An 18796-nucleotide genomic window follows, 5' to 3' on the forward strand; every position below is an offset into this window, starting at 1 on the left:
GGACGGCCGCGAACCGGGCTTCCGTGCCGGTCGGCGTGCGCCGGGCGATCTCGGTGGGGTGGTGTCCCCGGCAGCCGGCGAACCAGGCCGCCCGCTCGGGTGACTCCTGCCAGGCGCGGCGGGCCTCCGCGTCGCGGAACCGGTGGACGAGGAACCAGGGGGCATCCCCGCCGGAGGGGCGGGCGGAAGAGCCCGTATCGCGGGTGGCCGGTGAAGGCCGCGGCGCTCTCCGGGATGCCCTTCGCCCACGCCTCGAAGTCGGCCTCGTGGCCGGGGTCGCCCCGGCGGGCTGTCGGCAGGGTCGCCTCGCCGGTGTGGGCGGGGACGGTGGAGTGCTCAGGGCTGACCGCGGTCACGCGTACTCCTCATGATCACGCCGCGCCCCGCGCAACCGTACGGGCTCTCCCGCCAGGGAGTCAGCGCCCCAGTCGGGCGTCGAGCCAGGTGAGGACCTCGGGGGTGACGGGGTCGGTGATGTCCGCGAACTCCTGGTGCCTGGTGAGGAACTTGGCCACGTACGGGCAGACGGGCACGATCCGCATCCCGCAGGCGCGGACGTCGGTCAGGGCCTGCGCGACGAGGATCGCGGCGAGTCCCTGGCCGGAGTGGGCGTCGTCGATCTCGGTGTGGAAGAAGACCCGCTGGTCCTCGCGGTCGCGGTAGGCGGTGAGGCCGGCGTGTTCGCCGTCGACGAGGATCTCGTAGCGGTGGCGGGCGTCGACGCGGCGGACGACGGGGGTGGCGGCGGTCTGGTCGCTCATGGCGGGGCGGCCTTTCGGTGCGGTGTTCAGCGGTGGGAGGGGTTCTTGCGGGGGGTGATCACGGCGTTGGGCAGGGCGGGGGCCGGGAGCCGGCCGCCGGGGTGGCCGTCGACGCTGCCGAAGCGGTCGGAGGCCCGTTCCCACTCCTCCCGCGCCTCGGCGATGTCCTGGTGGCTGCGGCCGATGAAGTTCCACCACATCACGATCTCCTCCTCGAAGGGCGGGCCGCCCAGCAGGACCGTGCGGGCCGGGCGGTCGGAGTCGTTGACGAGGGTGAGGGCGGAACGCCCGGGCGCGGCGTAGCCGAGTTCCGCGGGGCGCAGGGGGGTGCCCTCGAAGCGGACGGCGCCGGTGTCGACGAGCAGCCCGTGTTCGAAGTCCGGGTCGACGTCCAGGGTGAGGGAGGCGCCGGCGTCGATCAGGACCTCGGAGCCGAGGAGCGGGGTGAAGGTGCGGACGGGGGAGGTGTCGCCGGCGAGGGTGCCGAGGAAGACCCGCAGTTCCGCGCCGTCGACGCGGACCGGAACGGGTGCGTGGTGCTGGAACGCGCGGGGCGCGTGGCGGTGTTCGCCGGGGAGGGCCACCCAGAGCTGGACGCCGTGGAGCACGGTGGTGGCGGGGGTGGAGACCTCGGTGTGGCTGATGCCGTGGCCCCCGGTCATGAGGTTGATCTCGCCGGGTCGCACGAAGGCGTGGGTGCCCAGGCTGTCGCGGTGCTCGATCTCCCCGCTGAACAGCCAGCTGACGGTCTGGAGTCCGGTGTGCGGGTGGGGTGCCACGTCCATGCCGCCGGAGTCGGCGACCCGGTCGGGGCCGTAGTGGTCGGCGAAGCACCAGGCCCCGATGAGCGTCCGGGCCCGCTGTGGCAGGGTGCGTCGTACGGTCATCGCCCGTGGGCCGCCCAGCGGGACGTCGCGGGCGGTGAGGACCTCGACCCCGACCCCGACCCCGGCCTCCGTGTGATCCATCTCCCGGCCCCTCTCGCAGCAAAATAGTTTCGTTTTCAACAACTATCGATGATCATAGTCGCGAAGACGACCCGGGACAACAGGCGAAGGAGCCCACCATGACCGAGACGGCGCAGACCACGGAAGCCCACCGGACCAGCGGCCGGATCTACCTCGACAAGCAGAACCCCGCCGCGTACCAGGCGCTGGTCAAGACCGCTGACACCGTCCGCGCGACGGCCGCCGAGGCCGGCCTCGACCGGATCCTGGTCGAGCTGGTCAACCTGCGGGTCTCCCAGCTCAACGGCTGCGCCTTCTGCCTCGACGTCCACACCCGCGCCGCCCTGCGCGCCGGGGAGACCACCCGGCGCCTGGGCGTGCTCGCGGCCTGGCGGGACACCGACCTCTTCTCGGCCCCCGAGCGCGCGGCCCTCGCTCTCGCCGAGGCCACCACGCACCCCGCCGACGCCCTCGCCCAGGAGCGGGCGTACGCACGGGCGCGCGAGGTGCTGGACGACGACCGGATCTCGGCCGTGATCTGGGTGGCGATCACGATCAACGCCTTCAACCGGGTCTCGATCCTCAGCAAGCACCCGGTACGGGACACGCCCGCCCGCTGACCCCGCTACGGGCTCTCCCCGAGCCCGCGGTGAGGGGCGTCAGCGCCACGCCCGGGACGAGCGAAAGCCCGACGGCGAGGCGGGCGGCTCCGCGGAGGGCGCCGAGGAGCCCGGTCGGCACGGACGGCATCCGTCGGCCGAGCGCGTCGACGACCCGGGTCGCCCGTGGGGACCTTCGCATTCCGGACGACGAGACCCGCCGCGTTCTCGGTGGTGCGGGGGACCGGCCCCTCGTCCGGCATCGTGCACACCTTCCGGAAACCTCCTGCGTGGTGGACGGACGGCCTTCGGGCCGTTCCGCCGTCACACTAGGCCGACGGACGGGCACCGGATTTCCCGACGGTGCACCGGCACCGTTCCGAGAGCGCATGCGTCCGTCCGGAGCAGCACCGTGCGCTCCGGGGCGGGTGGCGGTGCACGCGCAGGCAACTCCGCACGGCCGCCGGGGCCTATGGTCGGGCCGACGTCCCGTCAGCGCACCCGAGAGGGAGATCCCCGTGTCCGAGACCACCCAGCCCGACCTCCCCGTCCTGGAACCGGCGGCCGCCGCCTTCGCCGAGGCCACCGCCAAGCCCCCTACCTCTTCCAGCTCCCGCCCGCCGAAGGCCGCAAGGCCGTCGACGAAGTCCAGGACGGGCCCGTCGACAAGCCTGCCGTGGACGAGGAGTGGGTGACCGTCGAAGGAGGGCCGACCGGGTCCGTGTGCGCCCGCATCGTACGGCCCGAGGGCGCGACCGGACCGCTCCCCGTCATCGTCTACATCCACGGCGCGGGCTGGGTCTTCGGCAACGCCCACACCCACGACCGCCTCGTGCGCGAACTCGCCGTCGGGGCCGGGGCGGCCGTCGTCTTCCCCGAGTACGACCGCTCGCCCGAGCACCGCTACCCCGTCGCCCTGGAGCAGTGCTGGACGGTCGCCCGCTGGGCCGTCGAGGAGGGAGCCGCGCACGACCTCGACGCCTCCCGCATCGCGGTCGCGGGCGACTCGGTGGGCGGGAACATGAGCGCCGCCCTGACCCTGCTCGCCAAGGAGCGCGGCGGGCTGCCGCTCGTCCAGCAGGTGCTCTTCTACCCCGTCACCGACGCGCACTTCGACACCGGCTCCTACCACCGGTTCGCCGAGGGCTACTTCCTGCGCCGCGACGCCATGCAGTGGTTCTGGGACCAGTACACGACCGACGAGGCCGAACGCGCCGAGATCACCGCCTCACCGCTGCGCGCCACCACCGAACAGCTCACCGGCCTGCCGCCCGCCCTGGTGATCACCGCCGAGGCCGACGTCCTGCGCGACGAGGGCGAGGCCTACGCGAACAAGCTGCGCCGGGCCGGCGTGCCCGTCACCGCCGTCCGCTTCCAGGGCGCCATCCACGACTTCGTCATGCTCAACGCCCTGCGCGGGACCCAGGCCGCCCGAGCCGCGATCACCCTGGCGGCCGACTCGCTGCGCACCGCGCTGCACGGGCGCTGAGCGGCGGTCCCACCGACACCGGCACGAACGTCGGGACCGCGGCGGTCGGCGCGACGCCGGCGCGGGCGAAGGGCGCCGGTGCGGCGGCGCGGCGGTCCCTGTCCCGGCGGGCGGACGGAGCCGCGCGAGCCGATTCGTCCGCCCGCGGAGGATGCGGCCGGTCAGGGGGTGACGACGGCGAAGTCGGGGTCCGGGCCGTCGAGGGCGTCCAGGAGCCGGGTCAGCTTGGCGGGATCGCCGCTGACACGGGCGTGCCGGGCGATGTCGGCCCCCGGAACCGCTCCGAGGAGCACCGCCCGCAGGTCGGCCTCGCTGAGCGCGATCTCCAGGTCCGGCCGGCCGGCGGCCGTACTCGCGCCGGAGGTGTGGCTGAGTACGCCGTTGCGCAGGCGCTGGGTGATCCGCCGGCCGTCGTCGAGGCTCCAGCGGATGGTGATGGTCTCGTCCCAGCAGGCAGGCGCGTCGACGCGGATGGCCAGGGAGTCGAAGAGCTGGTCGAGGGTGAGTGCCGCGATCAGGTCCGGGGAGGCGCTGGAGGCCGGCGTGCCGACGCTGCCGTGGCGCAGTTCGTGGGCTCCCATCAGGAAGAAGTTCCTCCAGGTGCCGTTCTCGCTGCCGTAGCCGAGCTGCTCCAGGGCGTCCGCCTGCAGGGTACGGGCCTCGGCGTTGCCGGGGTCCGCGAAGACCAGGTGGTTGACCACCTGGGCCACCCACCGGTAGTCGCCCTCGGCGAAGGAGGACCGCGCCTGCTCCAGGACCCTCTGCGGGCCGCCCATGAACGCGACGTAGCGCCGGGCGGCCTCGGCCGGGGGATGCTCCCACAGGTGGGCGGGGTTTCCGTCGAACCAGCCCAGGTACCGCTGGTAGACGGCCTTGGTGTTGTGGCTCAGTGAGCCGTAGTAGCCGTGGGTGTGCCAGGTGCGTTCCAGCGCAGGGGGCATCCGGATGCGTTCGGCGATCTCCAGCGGGGTGAGGCCCTGGTTGAGCAGACGCAGGGTCTGGTCGTGGATGTAGGCGTAGAGGTCGTGCTGCTCGGCCAGGTACCGGCCGATGCGCTCACGACCCCAGGTGGGCCAGTGGTGGGAGGCGAACGAGACCTCCGTGCCCTCCAGGAACAGGTCGGCGGCCTCGGCCAGGTAGCGCGCCCAGATCCGCGGGTCCCGGACCTGGGCCCCGCGCAGGGTCAGCAGGTTGTGCAGGTTGTGGGTGGCGTTCTCGGCCAGGCACAGTGCGGACCGGTCGGGGAAGTGGACGTTCAGCTCCGCCGGGGCCTCGGTGCCCGGGGTCAGCTGGAAGACCATGCGGATGCCGTCCACGGTCTCCGTCCGCCCCGTCTCCGTCACCGTCAGGGTGGGTGGGACCAGGCCCACGGAACCGGTCGAGGTCGTCTGGCCGAGGCCGGCGCCGACTTGCCCCCGGGGCCCCTTGGGCAGTGCGGCGCCGTACATGTAGGCCGCGCGGCGGCTCATGGCCGTTCCGGCGTGGACGTTCTCGCTCGCCGCGTGGTGCATGAAGCCCTCGGGGGCGATCACCGGCACACCCGCGGCGACGGCGGTGTCGCTGAGGACGCCGCGTACTCCGCCGAAGTGGTCGGCGTGGCTGTGGGTGTAGAGCACCCCGGTCACCGGCCGGTCGCCCCGGTGGGCGCGGTAGAGGGCGAGGGCCGCGGCCGCGGTCTCGGCGGAGATGAGGGGGTCGATCACCAGCACCCCGCGCTCGCCCTCGACGACCGTCATGTTGGACAGGTCGAGGCCGCGGATCTGGTAGATGCCGTCGGTGACCTCGAACAGGCCGTGCCTGGACACCAGCCGGGACTGCCGCCACAGGCTCGGGTTGACCGTGTCCGGGCAGTCCGCGTCGAGGAAGGCGTAGGCGCCCGCGTCCCACACCACGGTTCCGCCGGCGTCGCGGACACATCCGTCCTCCATGGCGCCGACGAAACCCCGGGCGGCGTCCTCGAAGTCCTGCCGGTCGTCGAACGGGAACCGCTCCGCGATCGCCGCGTTGATCCGGGCGATGGCAGGCTCCGCACCCCGCTGCTGATCGTCGTGCATCGGTCCGCGCGTTCCTTCCGCCGTCCCCGCCCCGTGCCGTGGCCGTACCCGACCACTCTCCCCAGCCGCGTCCGCGTCCACCATCCGGACAGCCCGATCGGATGACGGCACCCGGCGGCCGGGGCCGATGCCGGCACACCGGCGACGGACCCCGGGGCGGGCACGAACGCGAGGCTCCCGGTGGTGATCGCCATCGGTTCACCACGGGGACGGCACCGGCCCCGGGTGGTCGCTGCCCGGGCGTGGCTGATGGCCTCGGATCAGCCGGCCCGGCCGACGCCGTCCCAGAACGGGCAGTGATGTGCGGAGTCCGCGTCGACGGGGCGGATCCCGCCCGGTCCGGCGGCCAGTGACTGCACCGGCTGGTCGCGGGGCCCCGCGGAGCGCAGCGCGGGCCAGGGCGGGGCGCCGGGGACGTCCGGGCTTCCGGTGCGCGCGAAGGCCGTCCAGTAGTCCACCATCCGGTCGGACAGGACGCGCTCGGCCTCGTCCAGGGGCCGCTCCGTCGCCACGGAGGAGAACAGGAACGGCAGCTCGAAGCCGTGCGCCGCACCGTAGGGGAAGCCCGGGTCCTGCGGCAGGCCGGCGGGTACGGGCGGCTGCGGCGCGCCGAACTCGTAGCCGTGGAGGGGCAGGCCCGGCGCGTGGGCGGCGATGGTCCGGCCGGCCGCCAGCGTGGTGCACGTCAGCGACCGGTCCGTGAGCAGCGCGGCCCAGGCCAGCGCGGGCGTCGGGTGGCCCGCCGCGGGGTACTGCGCCTCGACGGCCGCGGCCGTGCTCCCGAAGGCGTCCGTCAGACGGGCGCGGTACTCGTCCTCGGTGCGGATCGGGAAGGCGGCCAGGGACAGGCCGACGAACAGGCGCATCTCGTCCCGGTTGGTTCCCTGGAGCAGCGGAACCCGGTGGAAGCGCCCCGCCTCCAGCGCCTCCTGCGGCGCCATGGGCAGCAGCGCGTTCCCGTACGCGGGCCGGTTGAAGGACTGCATCAGCTCGGCGGTGGCGAGGCGGTCCGTGCCCTGTCCGCGCAGACAGGCCACCACCTCCTCGTCACGCTCCGCCGTGCAGCCCAGCCGGCGGGCCGCCTGCACACCGGCCGACTGGACGTCGCGCTGCGCGGCGAAGGGCTCGTACGCCGGTGAACCGGGCCCGAGGGCGCCGCGGGGGAAGGACATGGAGCAGGAACCGCTCTGGAGCACGGCCCGCTGGAAGAGCCCCGCCGCGGTCGGCGAGGTGAGGTGCGCACAGATGCCGAGGGCCCCTGCGGACTCGCCGACCAGCGTGACCCGGTCCGGGGCGCCGCCGAAGCGCTCGGCGTTGGCGCGCACCCAGCGCAGGGCGGCCTGCTGGTCCGCCAGGCCGAACGGCGGGGCCGCGCCCAGGCCGGGGTGTCCGAAGTAGCCGAAGACGCCCAGCCGGTAGTTGACGGTGACGACGACGGCTCCGCCCCGGACCGCGAGCCGCTGGGCGTCGTAGTCACTGCCGGAACCGCCCAGGAAGGCACCGCCGTGCAGCCACACCAGCACGGGCCGTCCGGCCGCGGGCCGCGCGGGCGTCGGCATCGTGACGTTGAGGTAGAGGCAGTCCTCCGACCCGGACACCGCGCCCGCGGCCGTACCCGGTGCCGGCATCTGCACGCAGCGCGGGGCCGTCGTCGTCGCGTCGCGTACGCCCTGCCACGCGGCGGCGGGTGCGGGGGGCCGCCAGCGCAGCCGGCCGACGGGCGGAGCGGCGTAGGGCACGCCGTCGAAGGTGGCGTACGAGCCGTGGGCCGCGCCGCGCACCGGCCCGTGATCGGTCCGGACGACGGGACCGCTCCGGTCCGCCGCCGCAAGGGCGGCGGCCGGGGCGGCCGTCGTGGTGACGGGGCTCGCGAGGGCGCAGAGCAGGGCGGCGAGTGCCGTGAGCAGTCCGCCTCCGCGGCGTCGGCTCCCTGGTGGCGTTGTCGCAGTGGTCGCAGACATGGGTATCCGCCGTTCGTGGTCGCAGGAGGAGCGGCATGTGCCGCAGGGGCCCGGTCCGGCGGCCAACGGGCGGACGGCCGGGCTCGGTTGCGGCTTACGCTAGGACCTCCCGCGCGCTGGAGGTTCAAGGGGCTGTGACGCAGACCACGTGGAGCATCGGTGAACTCGCCGAGGGTACGGGCGTCCCCGTGAAGACCCTCCGCTACTACTCCGACAGCGGTCTGCTGCCCGTCGCCGGCCGGAGCACGGGCGGACACCGCCGCTACGGACCCGAGGCGTGGGAGCGGATCCGGCTCATACGCAGGCTGCGGGCGCTGGACACGCCGATCGCGACCGTCACACGGGTCGTGACGGGAGAGTGCTCCCTGCACGAGCTGGTGGAGACCGAGCTGGAGGCGGTGCAGGAACGACTCGTCGGGCTGCGCTGGCGGCAGGCCACGCTCAAGGCCCTGGACGACTGCCCGAGCGCGGAGCGGCTGCACCGCCTGGAGATCCTCTCCCGGGTGCAGCGGCTCCCGCAGGCGCACCGCGCCCTCACCGACCACTGGTTCCGCGAACTGTCCGGGACCATGCCCCGGCACCGCCTGGAGAGCATGGTCCACATGCTCTCCCCGGAGCCGCCGCACGACCCCGGACCGGACACCGCGCTGGCCTACGCCGAACTCCACCTGCTCGTCTCCACGCCCGGCTTCACCCGCTGGACGCAGGACCACGAGGAGGAGATGCGCAGCGCCCCGGCGCTCTACGCCGAGCTGGACGAAGCCGCCGCCCTGACGGCCGCCGCGGTGTTCCAGGGGCGGCCGCCCCACGCCGGGGCGGCGGTCGACGCGTTCGTGTCCGCGCACGCACGGGCCCGACGTGAGCTCGACACGCCCGCCTTCCGCGTCTTCCTGCACGGCCTGGCGTCGCGCTCCTCGGGGTTCGATCCCCGCCTGGAACGCTACTGGTCCCTCGTCGACACGGTCACCGGCGGCCGGGGGCTGAACATGACGGTGGCGCACCAGTGGCTGACCGAAGGGCTGTCGAAGTCGCTGGCCGACTCGGCCCGGTAGTGCTGCGTCACCCCGGTCCCCGGGTCGAACACCACGGCGGCGATGCCGACGGCCGGCGGGATCGGCGGACCACGCCGGCTCCGGCGTGGTGGAGCAGGGGTCACCGGTCGCGGACGGAATTCACGGCTTCGACCAGCGCCGCGCGTGCGGCGGTCAGGTCGCGGCCGGTTGCCGTCTGCGCCTCGTCCGCCACGTGGTCGAGGGCATCGAACAGCTCCTCGCGTTCCACGGTCTCGATGAAACATGAGCGGCTGTCCAGCATGTTGAACGCGGCCCCGAAGGCGTGCCCGATCACCTGCGAGGCGGTCCAGGCATCGACTGCCTCGGAGTACACGGCGACGACGTCGCCGACGGCGACCGGCCTGGGTGGTTGGTCCCGTCTCATGCCCGGATGCCAGCCGGCCCGGATCTGCCCGCCTCCTCGGGGTGGAGCGCGCAGGATGGGACCCGCACCCAGTGATCGCCCAAGCCGTCGAAGAACGCCGGTCCGGCAGACGGGCGCCGTGCCTGCGCGCCTGCGGCCGACCCGGCGTCGGTCAGGGGGTGGTGACGCCGGACGCCCTGGGCTCCCGAGCCTTGATCAGCAGGCCGGCGGCCAGTGCCGCCAGCAGCAGGGAGCCGCACGCCCACCAGAGGGTGTCGCTGTAGCCGTGCATCAGCTGCTCGGACCGGGTCTCCTCCGACGAAGCGGCCAGCCGGGCGCTGATGTGGGCCACGAGCAGTGCCGCACCGAGCGCCTCGCCCACCTGCTGGGCCATCACGACGACCGCCGCGGCCGCGCCGGAGCGCTGCGGGGCGACGCCCGAGGTGGCGGTGGCGAAGAGCGGCCCGAAGGCCAGACCGCCGCCGAATCCGGCGAGGAGCATGCCGGGCACCACACGGGGCCCGTACGCGCTGCCGGAGTCGACGCCGGCCAGGACCAGCATCCCGGCGGCGGCGGTGACCAGGCCCGACACGATCAGCACGCGGGGCGCGACGCGGTCCTGGAGGCGGGCCGAGACCTGCGTGGCGGCGACGACGGCTGCGGCGGCCAGCGGCAGGATCATCACCCCGGTCGTGCCCGGGGCGGTGCCGAGGACGTACTGCATGTAGACGCCGAGCGTGGGGAGCAGCACCAGGAACCCGGCGCCGGTCAGGACCATCGCAAGGGCGCAGCCGAGGCGGTCGTGCCGCCCGCCGGGGTGCCCGGCCGGCGGGGCGCCCGCCGTCGTGGTCCGCCGCCACAGGAAGGCCGCGAGCAGGAGGACGCCCACCGCGACGAGACCCGGAGCCAGGGGAGTGGTCCAGCCGGACCGCCCCGCCTCGTCCGTGCCGTAGACCAGGGCGGCGAGTCCGGCGGAGCCGAGCAGCACGCCGAGCCGGTCGGGGCGGGCGCCGTCGCCGGGGGCACGGCCCGGCAGCAGGGTGGCCGCGCCGGTCAGCGCGAGCGCCGCGAGGGGGACGGAGGCGTACTGCGACATGCGCCAGGACGCCAGCTCCGCGAGCCAGCCGCCGGTGAGCAGGCCGACCGCCCCGCCGCCGGCCGCGACCGCCCCGTAGATCCCGAAGGCCCGGGCGCGTTCCCTCGGGTCGGTGAAACCGGTCGACACCAGGGACAGTGCGGAGGGCGTCAGCAGGGCGGCGAACGCGCCCTGGAGGGCTCGCGCCGCGATGAGCAGGCCGGGGTCGCCGGCCGACCCGCAGAGCGCGGAGGCCAGCGCGAAGCCGGCCAGGCCGGTGATCAGGGCCCGCTTGGCGCCCACGAGGTCGCAGAGGTACCCGCCGGGGAGCAGCAGCACGGCGAAGGCGACCGTGTAGGCGGTGACCGGGGTCGATCCGCCGTCGGCGAGGCCGAGATCGGCCTGGACGGTCGGCAGGGCGAAGCCGAATCCCATCACGTCGAGCAGGACCAGCAGCTGCGCCAGGGCGATCACCCCCAGGCCCCACCAGCGCCGGGGGTGCGGGGCCGACGGGTCGGGGAGGGCGGCCGGGGGCGGCCCGAAGCCCTGCGCGGGCGCGGACCGCTCGCCGGCCACGGGCGTGGCCGGGGCGGTCGGCGCGTACGGGGGCGGCGGAGCGGCTGCCGGCTGGTGCTGGCGCGGCACGGACGGGATGCGGGGGTCCGGCCGCGCGGAGGGTTCCGCGGCGGGTGTCTCGGGGGCCCAGTCCAGCAACCTGGCGGCCCGGCGGCCGAGTTGTGCCAGCACCGTGCCCGGCAGCCACTCCCCGGCGTGTTCGACCGCCGTGCGGTCGGCGACCTCCCGGGGGGTCGGCCGGGCGGCCGGGTCCTTCTCCAGGCAGGCCCGTACGAGGCCGGTCAGCGGCTCCGGAACGCCGGTGAGGTCGGGTTCCTCCTCGGCGACCCGGAAGAGGTGGGCGTTCAGTCCGGAGTCGGCGGCGCCGAACAGGAGCCGACCGGTGGAGGCGTACACGAGGACGGCACCGAGGCAGAAGACATCGCTGGCGGGAGTGAGTTCGCGGCCGCGGACCTGCTCCGGGGACATGAAGCCGGGGGATCCGATGAGCATGCCGGTGCGGGTGTGCAGGCTGTCCGCGGTGAGGGTGTCCATCGCCCGAGCGATCCCGAAGTCGATGACGCGGGGGCCGTCGATGGTGATGAGCACGTTGGACGGCTTCAGGTCACGGTGGATCAGGCCCGCCTCGTGCACGGCCCGCAGGGCGACGGCGAGCCGGTTGGCGAGGGTGTGCACCGAGTACCCGGGCAGCGGCCCGAAGTCCTCGGCGACGACGGTGCGCAGGTCCGGCCCGGGGATGTACTGCGTCGCCACCCACGGCACGGCGGCCTCGGGGTCGGCGTCGAGCACCGCTGCCGTCCAGTCCCCGCCCACCCGCCGGGCGGCGGCCACCTCGCGGGCGAAGCGCCTGCGGAACTCGGGGTGCCCGGCGTGCTCGGCCTGCACGACCTTCACCGCGACGGTGCGCCCGCCCTCGGAGCGGCCCAGATAGACCAGGCCCATGCCGCCCTCACCCAGCCGGGCGATCAGACGGTACGGGCCGATGTGGGTCGGGTCTGCTGCGATCAACTGGTCCACGGGCACGAAGTATGCCAACAGTCCGGGTGGACGACTCCTAGTTGATGATTTCGGCGCGCTCGTCGAGACGGATCGCGGCCAGCCGCTCTCGCCACGTCCGGAGGGCCTCGGGGGTCTGCCGCGCCCAGTCGGTGACCTCGCCGACGATCAGCAGCGGATCCCTGCTGCGATAGGAGCGGGTGGGATTGCCGGGGAACTTCCTGTCGGTGACGTTGGGATCGTTCTCGAAGGTCCCGGTCGGTTCGACGACGTACACGCGCGGTGCCCCTTCACCGGAGGCGAGTTCGGCGGCGAGTCCCGCGCCGTCGCGCAATGCGGTGAAGTAGATGTGGTTCATCACCACGTCGGGCCGGTAGTTGGAACGGAATCCCGCCGTGAGGTGATCTCCGACCTGCAACTCGGCCTTCGTGCCGTGGAAGAACGGTCCGTCGTCCAACACCTCGTCCATCATCGCAGGCTAGCAAACCCGGCTGCCGTGACCCCGGGCCGTCCCGCCCGCGCCGCACCACCCCCGGCCGGCCCGCACTGTCTTGCGACGCAAGACAGTCAACCTCTATCTTGTGCCGCATGACAGTCGATCCGCTCCCGGGCGACCCGCGGCGCAGCCAGCTCCTGCGCGGTGTGCTCGACCTCTGCCTCCTGGCGCTGATCGCCGAACGGCCCCGCTACGGCTTCGAGTTCGGGCAGGGACTGGCCGAGAGCGGACTGGAGCCGGTCAGCGACGGCAGCATCTACCCGCTGCTCGCGCGCATGGAGCGGGCCGGGCTGGTCACGAGCTTCCGCGCGCCGTCCCCGGCCGGGGGCGCCCCGCGTAAGTACTACCGCCTGACCGAAGCCGGCCGCGCCGAGCTGACCGCCGGTCGCACGGGCTGGCAGGCCTTCGCCGGACAGGTCGGCCGGATCCTCACCGCCACCGAACCCACGGAGAACGACGCACCATGACCACTGAAGAGGTACTGGCGGCCTGCCGCAGCAACTGGGCCTACCGGGGCGTGGACGAGGCCTCGATGCACGACATGCTCGACGAGCTCGCCGCACACCTGGAGGACGCCGCACACGCCGGACGCACCCCCCAGGACGTCGTCGGCGACGACGTCAAAGCCTTCGCCGCCGCCTGGGCGCAGGCCCGGACCCCGCTTCCCCGCCGGGCGCTGCGCATGGTGGCGATGGCCTCGTTCGCCACCGGAGCCCTCGTCCTGCTCACCCTCCTCCTGCACCGCACCACCGAAATGGCCGTGACCGCCGACCGCATCACCTACTTCGCCGCCATAGCGACGGCCACGGTCGTGTGGGAGCTGCGCCGGGGCAGCCTGGGCATGCGTCGCAGCTGGGCCGTCGCACTCCTGGTCGGCCTGCCCGTCCTCCTCCTCACCCGGCACTTCGCAGGCGACGACCCCCTGCTCACCGTGCCGCTCTGGGCCGGCGCGGCACTCCTCGCCCCCGGCGTCCCGTTCGTCCTCGCGGATGCCCGGGCCAAGAGGGCGGCCCGGTAACGGCTCCACGGCAACCCGGCCACCGGCCGCCCCGTACACCATCCCGGCGCAGCCGTTGCCTTACGGGGCAGTGCCCGAGGCGCCCGCACCCGGTCCTCGGGGCGGCCAGTCGGGGGCGGGGTCGTGAGGGAGCAGGGGGCGGAGGGCGCCGAGAACCGCGCCGATGCAGACGTCGCGCAGCTGGACGCGGGTGCACGTCTCGTGGGCGAGCCAGTCGACGCAGAGGACCTGGACGAAGACCAGCCAGCTCTTCAGGACCCCGGACACGGCCTCGCGCGTGTTCTCGTCCGCGAGGGGCAGGACGGCCAGCAGCCGCGCACGGAGTGCGTCCAGCTCGTTCGTCATGATCGTCTGGATCACCGGGTCGCCCGCGAGGACCCGGTTCGCCGCGAGGACGGCGTTGCGGTTCGCCACGAAGTAGTCGAGGTGGACGTCCATGCCCTGGATCAGCTGTTCCACCAGGGAGTCGGCGGGGTCGAGCCGTGTCTCGACGAGCAGCTGGTCCGCCGCCTGCTGGTAGACGGCCGCGAAGAGGGCCTGCTTGCTGGGGAAGTGGCGGTAGAGCAAGGCCCTGGAGACACCGGCCTCTTCGGCGACCTCCTCCATGAGCACGTCGGCGTAGGGGTGGGCGGCGAAGAGCCGTGCGCCGACGGTGAGGAGGTGGGCGCGGCGGTCGGCGGGGGTGAGTCGCTGGCGGGGAGGCACGGACGCAGCTTAGTTGACACGGGTCTACCAGTGCCCCGATGCTAGTAGACGTCTGTCAACTAAGCTCCGCCGAGGCGGCTTGGAGGGACCATGGCCAGGGTTCTGCGCACACTCACGGAGCTGATGGGTTGGAGCTGTGTGCTGATCGGCCTGTCCCATGTGGCACTCGGCAACGCGGCGATCCCCGGCGCCGGTTCCGCCGGCGCGACGGTCGACAGCTGGGGCCGGTTCATGGGCGCCGCCTTCGCCGGCTACGGGCTGGCCTGGCTCTGGGCCGCACGGCAGCGCCCGGTGCCGGCCCGGGCGGTGCGATGGCTGGCCGGCGTCTTCCTGCTGGGCGGCCTGGGCCGGCTGCTCTCGCTCGCCGTGCACGGCTGGCCGCACTGGTTCCAGATCGCGCTGGCCGTGATCGAGCTCGGCCTGCCACCCGTCTTCTTCTGGCTCGCCGACGCCGAGGAGCGCGCCCTGCGCAGCGACGCGGAGGCCGTGTCCCCGGGGCGGTGAACGCGTGCGCACCCGCCCGGGCCGTCGGCCCGGGCGCTCTCGAACCGAGTCGTAGGAGCACTGACCGGCGAGACCAGGGCCCGCGCTGCGCTGTGCAGCACAGCGCGGGCCCTGGTCGACACTTGCGTCCTCCTCGGCGGCGCGGCCGGCGCGCGCAGGGGGCCTACGGCGCCTCGGGGGCCACGCCGGGGCGTTCGCGCCAGAAAACCCCGGACGCGGCACGGCGCAGCAGCATCAGCACCACTCCCGCGCCGGCCAGGAAGAGCGCGATGACCAGCGGCGCGCCCAACCCGAACCAGGCCGTCGAACTGGAGGCGTTGCCCGGATCGGCCATGTCGGCGACCGATTCGACCAGCAGCCAGATCAGCAGGGCCGAACCGAGCAGCGGGCCCGCGCCGAGCAGCAGGAAGGGGCCCGGGCCCCGCATCAGCCGGCGGCGGTACCAGACGGCGCAGGCGATTCCGGTGAGGGCGTAGTAGAAGGCGATGAGCAGCGACAGGGCGGTCAGGGAGTCCGCGAGGGCGTTCTCGCTGATCCGGTGGAGGACGACGTACCAGACGACCGCCGTGCCGGTGACCCACCAGGTGCTGGTGGTCGGTGTGCCACGGCGGGCGTCTATGTGGGCGAATGCGTCGGGCAGCGCCCTGCGGCGGGCCATGGACAGCGCGGTGCGGGAGGCCGGGATGATGGTCGTCTGGGTCGAGGCGAGCGCGGAGGTGGCGACGGCGAGGAGCAGGATCCAGTCCCAGCCGCCGAGCACCTCACGGGCCAGCGCTGCGAAGACGGCCTCCTCCGTGTCGGCCCGTCCGGCGAGGTACGCGGTACCGGCGTAGGCGACGACCGCGAAGGCCACGGCCAGGTAGGTCGCCAGCAGCACCACCGTCGACCAGATGCCGGCCCGGCCGGGGGCGTTGGCGGAGTCCTTGGTCTCCTCGGTCAGGTTGACGGCGGATTCCCAGCCCCAGTACGCGAAGACGCCGAGCAGCAGGCCGCCGGTGAGCGCGGAGCCGCCGGCCCCGAAGGGGTTGAGCCAGCCGGCGGCCGGGCGGACGGCGTCCAGGGATCCCGTACCGGCGTACACGCGGTACACGGCGACGCCCGCGAACACGACGAGGCAGAGGACCTGGAGCAGCACGAGCACGTTCTGGAAGCGGGCCGACACCTCGGTACCGCGTACGCAGAGCCAGGACATGAGGAGGATCAGCAGGACGGTGAGGACCTCGCGGACCAGGGCGTTCGCGGCCAGGCCGTCGGCCCCGACGGCGAGCAGGCCGAAGCCGACGGCGACGTCCGCGAGCGAGCCGACGACGAGCACTCCGGTCATGGCGATGGCCCAGCCGCCCAGCCATCCGGTGGTGGGGCCCAGGGCGCGGGTGACCCAGGAGAAGGTCGTACCGCAGTCGGGATCGGCCCGGTTGAGGAAGTGGAAGGCGGAGGCGATCAGCAGCATGGGAACGAAGGACGCGAGCATCACTCCGGGGGCGTGTACGCCGACCAGGGCGACGACGGGTCCGATGACGGCGGCCAGCGAGTAGGCGGGCGAGGTGGCGTTGAGGCCGATGGCGAGGGCGTCGAGGAAGCCGATCGCGTCCGGCTTGAGGCCGCCGGCCGGGATCTGTGCCGTCGGTGTGCCGCTCCCGCGCGGGCCCGCCGTGCCGGTCGGCGCTGCTACGACGGTCGTGCCGCCCGGTACTACGGGCGCGGCGGTGGCCGTGGCGGTTCGGGGAGTGGTTTCCGGCGGGGTGTCTGCGGCCATCGTCCCTCGCTGTACGGAGTGCGGTGTGCGGGCCGCGCCGTGGTGGGCGCGGTGTGAACAGGGCGTGAACTGCGAAGAGGAAACCCGCGCGGACGGGGAAGGGTCAATGGTGTTGGCATAAGCGACCCGCGCAGGTTCCCGGCGGTCGGCCCGGTCGGCCCGGTCGGCCCGGTCGGCCCGGTCAGCCGGCCCGCAGGCCCTGGAGCCGTGACTCCGCACTGGCGAGCAGCATGTCCAGGGCGACCGGGTAGGCGCTGTGGTTCATGCGGGCGGCGAGCAGCCGCCTGGTCGCGTTGATGTGCGGGTACTCGTCGGCCGGCAGCCGGGCGTAGGTGGACTCCCACTGCCCCTCGTCGGAGGTCCGGGAGGGCTCGGACAGGGCGAGGGCGCCGGCGTCGAGGGCTGCGAAGGCCAGGCTCTGGTCGATGAAGGCGTGGTAGATCAGGACCGCCTCGGGGTCGGGGAAGCCCGCGGTGCGCAGGATGCCGAGGACGGCCTCGTCGGCGGCGATCTCGCGGGGCCGGCCGGTCACGCGGCCGGCGGTCAGTACGGCGGCCTGCGGGTGCGACAGGTAGGCACCGTGGATGCGCAGCCCGAGTTCGCGCAGGTCGTGGCGCCACTGGCCGGTGACCGCCCAGCCGTCTAGGGCCCGGCCGATGAGCTCCTCGCCGATGGCGAGGGTGAGGCCGTCCATGCCGTCGAAGTACCGGTAGAGGGTGCTGGGATCCGCGCCGAGGGCCGCGCCGAGCCGGCGGGCGGACAGGCCGGCGCTGCCGTGCTCGCGCAGCATGCGCAGGGCGGTCTCGACGATCAGCCGCTCGGACAGGACGACACCCTGCCGGGTGGGGCGCCGCCGCCGGCGGGCTTCCTCGGGGACCACGGGCTTCGCCATCGGGAACCTTCCTCCTTATGCCAACACCATTGACCTTATCTTGCGGCCCCGGCTTTCATCCCTCCCATGAGGCGCGGATCTCCGCCGGCCTCACCGAGAGAGGGTTTCGTCATGCGTGTTCTGCTAGTGGGCGCCGGCGGCGTCGGTACCGCGATCACCCGGATCGCGGCCCGCCGGGACTTCTTCGACCGCTTCGTGGTCGCCGACTACGACCTGGCCCGCGCCGAGGCCGCCGTGGCCGCGCTCGGCGAGGCCGGCGGCCGCTTCCACGCGCGCCGCGTCGACGCCTCGGACCAGGCGGCGGTGGCCGCGCTCCTCACCGAGGAGCGGTGCGACGTACTGCTGAACGCCACGGACCCGCGGTTCGTGATGCCGCTGTTCGAGGCGGCGCTGGCTGCGGACAGCCACTACGTGGACATGGCGATGTCCCTGTCCCGGCCGCACTCCGGCGAGCCCTACGCGCACTGCGGGGTCAAGCTCGGCGACGAGCAGTTCGCCCGGGCCGACGCCTGGGAGAAGTCGGGGCGGCTGGCCCTGGTCGGCATGGGCGTGGAGCCCGGCCTGTCGGACGTCTTCGCCCGGTACGCGGCCGACGAGCTCTTCGACGAGATCGAGGAGATCGGCATCCGCGACGGGGCGAACCTGACGGTCGAGGGCCACGAGTTCGCCCCGTCCTTCAACATCTGGACGACGATCGAGGAGTGCCTGAACCCTCCGGTGGTCTACGAGCGGGACCGCGGATGGTTCACCACCGAGCCGTTCAGCGAGCCGGAGGTGTTCGACTTCCCGGAGGGCATCGGCCCGGTCGAGTGCGTCAACGTCGAGCACGAGGAGGTGCTGCTGGTCCCGCGCTGGGTGGACGCCGGGAGGGTCACCTTCAAGTACGGCCTCGGCGAGGACTTCATCGGCAAGCTGAAGACCCTGCACGCGCTGGGCCTGGACTCGACCGAACCGGTCACGGTCCGCGCCGCGGACGGCACCCCGGTACGGGTCTCGCCGCGCGACGTGGTGGCGGCGTGCCTGCCCGACCCGGCCACGCTGGGCGAGCGGATGTCGGGCAAGACCTGCGCGGGAACCTGGGTGAAGGGCGTCAAGGACGGCCGGCCGCGCGAGGCGTACCTGTACCACGTGGTGGACAACCAGTGGTCGATGCGCGAGTACGGTTCACAGGCCGTGGTGTGGCAGACCGCGGTCAACCCGGTCGTGGCGCTCGAACTCATGGCCGGCGGGGTCTGGGCGGAGTCGGGCGTACTCGGCCCGGAGGCCCTCCCGCCCCGCCCGTTCCTGGACCTGCTGACCGCCTACGGCTCCCCGTGGGGCATCCGGGAACAGGGCTGACCGAAGCCTGCCACCGCCGCCCGAGCCGGCCCGTGTGAACGCCGGCACCGGTGGCCGAGCCGACCCCGCGTCCGCGGGAGCGTGGGGACGCGGCCTCATCGGGCTCGGCGCTCCCAGCGCCATGGCCGGGGTGGTGCTTGATCCGGCCGCCGGCATTGGCTGAATCCATGGCCTGGCGCAGACCGCCGTGCCTCAGGAGGATTCTCTCCGGCC

16 protein-coding genes and 1 pseudogene are annotated in these 18796 nt (G+C 73.7%); 7 read left to right on the forward strand and 10 right to left on the reverse strand.

The window, feature by feature from the left end; genetic code table 11:
• Window positions 1-416: 416 nt before the first annotated feature.
• On the reverse strand, window positions 417-761 hold the full coding sequence (locus AB0469_RS29305) for a GNAT family N-acetyltransferase (protein WP_366454452.1): 345 nt from the start codon (window positions 759-761) through the stop codon (window positions 417-419).
• A 26-nt stretch (window positions 762-787) separates the two neighbouring features.
• On the reverse strand, window positions 788-1729 hold the full coding sequence (locus AB0469_RS29310; RefSeq protein ID WP_366454453.1) for a pirin family protein: 942 nt from the start codon (window positions 1727-1729) through the stop codon (window positions 788-790).
• Window positions 1730-1827: 98 nt separating this feature from the next.
• On the opposite strand from AB0469_RS29310, the gene AB0469_RS29315 reads away from it, so the two are divergent.
• Together AB0469_RS29315 and AB0469_RS29320 are read left to right on the forward strand one after the other, a co-directional pair.
• Window positions 1828-2328, forward strand: coding sequence for a carboxymuconolactone decarboxylase family protein (locus AB0469_RS29315; RefSeq protein WP_366454454.1), 501 nt, complete (start codon window positions 1828-1830; stop codon window positions 2326-2328).
• A gap of 497 nt (window positions 2329-2825) precedes the next feature.
• Window positions 2826-3796 (forward strand): annotated as a pseudogene (locus AB0469_RS29320) (alpha/beta hydrolase).
• 161 nt (window positions 3797-3957) lie between these two features.
• On the opposite strand, the gene AB0469_RS29325 reads toward AB0469_RS29320, so the two are convergent.
• Window positions 3958-5850 carry an alkyl sulfatase dimerization domain-containing protein gene (locus AB0469_RS29325; protein ID WP_366454455.1) on the reverse strand — a complete coding sequence of 631 codons (1893 nt, stop codon included), beginning with the start codon at window positions 5848-5850 and terminating at the stop codon, window positions 3958-3960.
• Between the two features lie 260 nt (window positions 5851-6110).
• Entirely contained in the window at window positions 6111-7811 is a 1701-nt protein-coding gene (locus AB0469_RS29330) for a carboxylesterase family protein (RefSeq protein WP_366454456.1), read from the reverse strand.
• Between the two features lie 134 nt (window positions 7812-7945).
• Here AB0469_RS29330 and AB0469_RS29335 point away from each other — a divergent pair, with 134 nt between their 5' ends.
• A complete protein-coding gene (locus tag AB0469_RS29335; protein ID WP_366454457.1) occupies window positions 7946-8863 on the forward strand; it encodes a MerR family transcriptional regulator in 918 nt (305 codons plus the stop codon).
• Between the two features lie 100 nt (window positions 8864-8963).
• Here the strand turns inward: AB0469_RS29335 and AB0469_RS29340 are convergent, their stop codons facing one another.
• From AB0469_RS29340 to arr, 3 genes are all read right to left on the reverse strand, one after another.
• Entirely contained in the window at window positions 8964-9248 is a 285-nt protein-coding gene (locus AB0469_RS29340; protein ID WP_366454458.1) for a hypothetical protein, read from the reverse strand.
• A gap of 151 nt (window positions 9249-9399) precedes the next feature.
• The gene (locus AB0469_RS29345; protein ID WP_366454459.1) at window positions 9400-11895 is read right to left on the reverse strand and encodes an MFS transporter; all 2496 of its coding nucleotides are present in this window, start codon (window positions 11893-11895) and stop codon (window positions 9400-9402) included.
• Between the two features lie 37 nt (window positions 11896-11932).
• Window positions 11933-12343 (reverse strand): NAD(+)--rifampin ADP-ribosyltransferase, encoded by a 411-nt coding sequence (gene arr / locus AB0469_RS29350; RefSeq protein ID WP_366454460.1) that lies wholly within the window; start codon window positions 12341-12343, stop codon window positions 11933-11935.
• Window positions 12344-12462: 119 nt separating this feature from the next.
• Here arr and AB0469_RS29355 point away from each other — a divergent pair, with 119 nt between their 5' ends.
• On the forward strand, window positions 12463-12837 hold the full coding sequence (locus tag AB0469_RS29355) for a PadR family transcriptional regulator (RefSeq protein WP_366454461.1): 375 nt from the start codon (window positions 12463-12465) through the stop codon (window positions 12835-12837).
• Window positions 12834-13388 (forward strand): hypothetical protein, encoded by a 555-nt coding sequence (locus AB0469_RS29360; protein ID WP_366454462.1) that lies wholly within the window; start codon window positions 12834-12836, stop codon window positions 13386-13388. Before AB0469_RS29355 ends, AB0469_RS29360 begins: the two co-directional genes overlap by 4 nt.
• Window positions 13389-13448: 60 nt before the next feature.
• Here the strand turns inward: AB0469_RS29360 and AB0469_RS29365 are convergent, their stop codons facing one another.
• Entirely contained in the window at window positions 13449-14093 is a 645-nt protein-coding gene (locus AB0469_RS29365; RefSeq protein WP_366454463.1) for a TetR/AcrR family transcriptional regulator, read from the reverse strand.
• A 90-nt stretch (window positions 14094-14183) separates the two neighbouring features.
• Here AB0469_RS29365 and AB0469_RS29370 point away from each other — a divergent pair, with 90 nt between their 5' ends.
• Entirely contained in the window at window positions 14184-14597 is a 414-nt protein-coding gene (locus AB0469_RS29370) for a DUF4345 domain-containing protein (protein ID WP_366454464.1), read from the forward strand.
• Window positions 14598-14760: 163 nt separating this feature from the next.
• On the opposite strand, the gene AB0469_RS29375 is transcribed toward AB0469_RS29370, so the two are convergent.
• Both AB0469_RS29375 and AB0469_RS29380 read right to left on the reverse strand, forming a co-directional pair.
• Window positions 14761-16353 carry an APC family permease gene (locus AB0469_RS29375; protein WP_366454465.1) on the reverse strand — a complete coding sequence of 531 codons (1593 nt, stop codon included), beginning with the start codon at window positions 16351-16353 and terminating at the stop codon, window positions 14761-14763.
• Between the two features lie 181 nt (window positions 16354-16534).
• Window positions 16535-17245, reverse strand: a complete 711-nt coding sequence (locus tag AB0469_RS29380) for a TetR/AcrR family transcriptional regulator (protein ID WP_366454466.1) — start codon at window positions 17243-17245, stop codon at window positions 16535-16537.
• Window positions 17246-17356: 111 nt separating this feature from the next.
• Between AB0469_RS29380 and AB0469_RS29385 the strand changes: the two genes are divergently transcribed.
• The gene (locus AB0469_RS29385) at window positions 17357-18583 is read left to right on the forward strand and encodes a saccharopine dehydrogenase C-terminal domain-containing protein (protein WP_366454467.1); all 1227 of its coding nucleotides are present in this window, start codon (window positions 17357-17359) and stop codon (window positions 18581-18583) included.
• Window positions 18584-18796 lie beyond the last annotated feature (213 nt).

Source organism: Streptomyces sp. NPDC093801, from assembly GCF_040701585.1.
GTDB lineage: Bacteria > Actinomycetota > Actinomycetes > Streptomycetales > Streptomycetaceae > Streptomyces.